Genomic DNA, 4338 nt, shown 5'->3' with positions numbered 1-4338 from the left:
CGCGCCGCCTTCGGTGGTGGCCGCCGTCACGCTGTCCGGCGGCGGCGCGCGGGCCGCCGCGTTCGGCCTGGGCGTGCTGCGAGAGATGAAGGCGACGCCGTTCAGCCTCGACGGCCGGCCCACCACGCTGCTGGACCAGGTCGCGCTGGTCAGTGGGGTCTCCGGCGGCAGCATCCTGGCCGCGCACTTCGCGGCCTTCGGCGACCAGACGCTGACGCGCTTCGAGCCCGACTTCCTGATGGTGCCCTTCGAGGCCGGCCTGATCCGCCAGGCCTTCGCGCCGAACCGGCTGTATCACCTGACCTCGCCGTGGTACGGCCGCAGCCACATCCTGGCGCAGCGGCTCGACGAGCTCTATCGCGGCCTGACTTTCGGCGACCTGAAGGCGCGCCCCAATGCGCCGGACCTCCTGGTGACCGCGACCGACCTCACCACCGGCGCGCCCTTCGACTTCACGCCCGAGCAGTTCGGCCTGATCTGCTCGGACCTGGACCGCACGCCGCTGTCCTTCGCGGTCGCGGCCTCGTCGGCGGTGCCGATCCTGCTCTCGCCGATGACCTTGAAGAACCATGCCGGTGAATGCGCCCCAGCGGCGCTGCCGCCGCACGGTCCGACGACGGCCGACGACTACCGCACCCGGCTGCTGGCGCTCAGCGCGCAAAGCTATCGCGACGCCAAGGAGCGTCCCTACATCCACCTCGTGGACGGTGGCGTCTCGGACAACACGGGCGCGCGGCTGATGCTGGACCGGTTGCTGGCTGGCGGTTCCATCGCCTCGTCCTTCCCGGACGCGCCGCCCGGATCGATCCACCGCATGGTCCTGATCACGGTGAACTCGGAACGCGACCTGGCCGAGCGCATCGACGCCAGCGATCGGGTGCCGTCGACCGGGCAGGTCATCGAGACGCTGGTCTTCGGCGCCGGCGCGCGGGAGACGCAGGTCACGCTGGCCATGCTCAACGACGACCACCGCCGCTGGCAGGCCGAACTGATGCGCACGCGCGGCACGCCGGGCAGCCCGTTCGCGGCGGACGCCGAGCTCCACATCGTCAGCGTGAGCCTGCATGACGTGCCGGACGACAAGATCCGCCACAGCCTGCTGCGCGTACCGACGGCCTTCACCATCGAGGGCCGCGATGTGCAGGAGCTGCAGAAGGCGGGCGCCGAGGCGCTGCGTTCGGCTCCGGCGTTCATGCGCTTGAGGGAGAGTCTGGATCGGCTGAAGTGAGGCGCGGCGGCAACCCGCCGCGTCCGCACCGTCGCCGTGGCCCCGACGAGGGGCGCTTCAGCCGATCCTCGCGAGGGGTCGGCCTCAGCCGATCGCCGCGGTGATCGGCTCGGTGCTCACGGCACCGATCACTTCGGTGCCATGCGGATCGCGCCGTCCAGGCGGATCACCTCGCCGTTGAGCATGTCGTTGGTGACGATCTGATGGACCAGCTTGGCATAGTCCTCCGGGCGACCCAGGCGCGAAGGGAAGGGCACGCTCGCGGCCAGCGCGTCCTGCACCTCCTGCGGCATGCCGAACAGCATCGGCGTGCCGAAGATGCCGGGGGCGATCGTCATGTTGCGGATGCCGTTGCGGGCCAGGTCGCGCGCGATCGGCAGCGTCATGCCGACTACGCCGCCCTTGGACGCGGCGTAGGCCGCCTGGCCCATCTGGCCGTCATAGGCCGCGACCGAGGCGGTCGAGATCAGGACGCCGCGCTCGCCGGTCGACTCGGGCTCGTTCCTGCTCATCGCCTCGGCGGCCAGGCGGATCATGTTGAAGCTGCCGACCAGATTGACGGTGATGACCTTGGAGAAGGTGGCCAGCGGATGCGCGCCGTCCTTGCCGACGGTCTTGGCCGCCGGTGCGATGCCGGCGCAGTTCACCAGGCCCATCAGCTTGCCCAGCGAGACCGCCTTGGCGATGACCGCCTGTCCATCGGCCTCCTGGCTGACGTCGCACTTGACGAAGGCGCCGTTCAGCTCCTTGGCCAAGGCCTCGCCGCGCTCGACCTGCAGGTCGGCGATGACGACGGTCGCGCCTTCGCGCGCCAGCATGCGGGCGGTACCCTCGCCGAGTCCCGACGCGCCGCCGGTGACGATGAAGACCTTGTTCGCGATGTCCATGGGATGTCTCCTTCCAGGGGGTTGCTGTGTCCGCGCGGCGGAGGCGGCCGCCCGGCGGTTGGTTGCCGTTGACGTAAACGTCAATTGTCGGCGAAAAAATGGCGGCCTCATGGGCCGCCATCGTTGCGGTCGCGACGCGCGCGCCGCGGATCCTCGGTCTCAGGCCAGCGCGGCGAGGGCGCGGCCGGTGATCTCGTCGACCGTGCCGATGCCTTCGATGCGGCGGTACTGCGGCGCCTGCGGGTCGCCGCTGGCGGCCCAGGTGGAGTAGTAGTCCACCAGCGGGCGGGTCTGCGCCTGGTACACCTCGAGCCGCTTCTTGACGGTCTCTTCCTTGTCGTCGTCGCGCTGGATCAGGTCCTCGCCGGTGACGTCGTCCTTGCCGGCGACCTTGGGCGGGTTGAACTTGGTGTGATAGGTGCGACCCGAGCCGACATGCACGCGGCGACCGCTCATGCGCTCGATGATGGCGGCGTCAGGGACGTCGATCTCGAGCACGAAGTCCAGCTTCACGCCGGCGGCCTTCATCGCGTCGGCCTGCGGGATGGTGCGGGGGAAGCCGTCGAACAGGAAGCCCTTGGCGCAGTCCGGCTGGGCGATGCGTTCCTTGACCAGGCCGATGATGATGTCGTCGCTGACGAGGCCGCCAGCGTCCATCACCTTCTTGGCCGCGACGCCGAGCTCGGTGCCCGCCTTGACGGCGGCGCGCAGCATGTCTCCGGTGGAGATCTGCGGGATACCGAACTTTTGGCAGATGAAAGCCGCCTGGGTGCCTTTACCGGCGCCCGGGGCGCCCAGAAGAATCAGTCGCATGGGTCTCCTCGATATGGGGAGAGGGCGCGCCGCACGGGTCGACGCGCCCTCGAAAACTGCGGGCGAGGATAGCACGGGCCTGCCTACGCCCCGCTGACGCGACCGTCGAATGACATGCGCTGTCATCCGGTCGGGCCGGGGTCGCGATTCAGCTGGCCATCAGCTGTCTGACGCGTTCGAGGTCCTCCGGCGTGTCCACGCCCGGACCGGGCCGCTCCGCACTGACATGCACCGCGATGCGCTCGCCGTGCCACAGCACGCGCAACTGCTCGAGGGCCTCGATCTGCTCCAGCGGAGAGACGGCCAGTGTCGGGAAGCGGCGCAGGAAACCGGCGCGATAGGCGTAGAGGCCGACGTGGCGCAGGACGGCTTCCGGCTTGATGCGCGCGCCACCGCCCGGCGCGTCACGCCACCACGGGATCGGCGCGCGGGAGAAGTACAGCGCCAGGCCCTGCGCGTCGGTCACCAGCTTCACCACGTTCGGATTCCCGAACTCGGCGTCGTCGTCGATCGCGTGGGCGACCGTCGCCATCGCGCACTGCGACCGCGCGGCCAGCAGCTCCGCGCAGGCCCGGATCATCGCCGGCGCGATCAGGGGTTCATCGCCCTGGACGTTGACCACCAGCGCGTCGTCGGGCAGGCCCAGCAGCTCGCAGGCCTCGGCCAGGCGGTCGCTGCCGCTGGCGTGGTCGGCCCGGGTCATCAGCGCGCGGATGCCGTGGGCCTCGCAGGCCTGGCGCACTTCGGTCGCGTCGGTGGCCACCACGACCTGGGCCGCGCCGGCCAGCGCGGCCCGGCGCGCGACCTGCACGATCATCGGCGCGCCGGCGATGTCCGCCAGCGGCTTGTTCGGCAGCCGCGTCGAGGCCAGCCGGGCCGGGATGACGATGTGGAAGGGCGTGCTCACGCCGGGTCGCCTTCGGCGTCGGTCGAGCGGGCCTCGTTGGCCAGCATGACCGGGATGCCGTCGCGGATCGGGAAGGCCAGCCGGTCGGCGGGGCAGACCAGCTCGCGGTCCGGCAGGCCGGTCGCGGCGGCGTTGCGGCGGTCTTCCAGCGGGCCCTTGCAGACGGGGCACACCAGCATCTCAATCAGTCGATGGTCCATGGGGGAGCAGCCGCCGCAACTCGCGCTGCAGCGCCTCTTCAAAAGCGGGTTCGGGGCGGAAGTCTAGCGCCACCACCCAGATGCGGCAGCCCTGCAGCGCCTCCGGGCGCAGCTTGACGGCGTCCTTCTCGGTGATGACCACCTCATCGGTGCGCGCCCAGGGCAGCGGGTCCAGCGCGGCATGGTCGGGCAGCGCCAGCGCGCGGAAGGTCAGGCCCTGCTCGCCGAGCATGTCGAAGAAGCGCTGCGGCCGCGCCAGGCCGGCGGCGGCCAGCAGCGGCTTGCCGCGCAGCGCATGCAGGC

At 70.8% G+C, this 4338-nt stretch carries 6 protein-coding genes; 1 reads left to right on the top strand and 5 read right to left on the bottom strand.

Annotated features, from left to right (window positions below; all coding sequences use genetic code 11):
• On the top strand, positions 1-1228 hold a 1228-nt coding region (locus tag CS062_RS24845), incomplete at its 5' end, for a patatin-like phospholipase family protein (RefSeq protein WP_233218244.1).
• Positions 1229-1356: 128 nt separating this feature from the next.
• Here the strand turns inward: CS062_RS24845 and CS062_RS24840 are convergent.
• The 5 genes from CS062_RS24840 to CS062_RS24820 form a co-directional block, all read right to left on the bottom strand.
• The gene (locus tag CS062_RS24840; protein WP_099864518.1) at positions 1357-2115 is read right to left on the bottom strand and encodes a 3-hydroxyacyl-CoA dehydrogenase; all 759 of its coding nucleotides are present in this window, start codon (positions 2113-2115) and stop codon (positions 1357-1359) included.
• Between the two features lie 159 nt (positions 2116-2274).
• The gene (gene adk / locus CS062_RS24835) at positions 2275-2928 is read right to left on the bottom strand and encodes an adenylate kinase (RefSeq protein WP_099864516.1); all 654 of its coding nucleotides are present in this window, start codon (positions 2926-2928) and stop codon (positions 2275-2277) included.
• 148 nt (positions 2929-3076) lie between these two features.
• On the bottom strand, positions 3077-3835 hold the full coding sequence (kdsB, locus tag CS062_RS24830; RefSeq protein WP_099864515.1) for a 3-deoxy-manno-octulosonate cytidylyltransferase: 759 nt from the start codon (positions 3833-3835) through the stop codon (positions 3077-3079).
• Positions 3832-4035, bottom strand: coding sequence for a Trm112 family protein (locus tag CS062_RS24825; protein WP_091732234.1), 204 nt, complete (start codon positions 4033-4035; stop codon positions 3832-3834). Before CS062_RS24825 ends, kdsB begins: the two co-directional genes overlap by 4 nt.
• On the bottom strand, positions 4016-4338 hold a 323-nt coding region (locus CS062_RS24820; RefSeq protein WP_143742514.1), incomplete at its 5' end, for a tetraacyldisaccharide 4'-kinase. The genes CS062_RS24820 and CS062_RS24825, both read right to left, overlap by 20 nt.

It is taken from the genome of Roseateles chitinivorans, assembly GCF_002761755.1.
Classification (GTDB): domain Bacteria; phylum Pseudomonadota; class Gammaproteobacteria; order Burkholderiales; family Burkholderiaceae_C; genus Roseateles; species Roseateles chitinivorans.
The sequence above is the reverse complement of the archived record's forward strand: the minus strand, read 5'-3'. Positions and strand labels throughout refer to the sequence as shown.

What these genes read in the sequence shown, in the direction of transcription:
- CS062_RS24840 (WP_099864518.1), bottom strand. Translation starts at nt 2,115, where the DNA reads ATGGACATCGCGAACAAGGTCTTCATCGTCACCGGCGGCGCGTCGGGA.
- CS062_RS24825 (WP_091732234.1), bottom strand. Translation starts at nt 4,035, where the DNA reads ATGGACCATCGACTGATTGAGATGCTGGTGTGCCCCGTCTGCAAGGGC.
- adk (WP_099864516.1), bottom strand. Translation starts at nt 2,928, where the DNA reads ATGCGACTGATTCTTCTGGGCGCCCCGGGCGCCGGTAAAGGCACCCAG.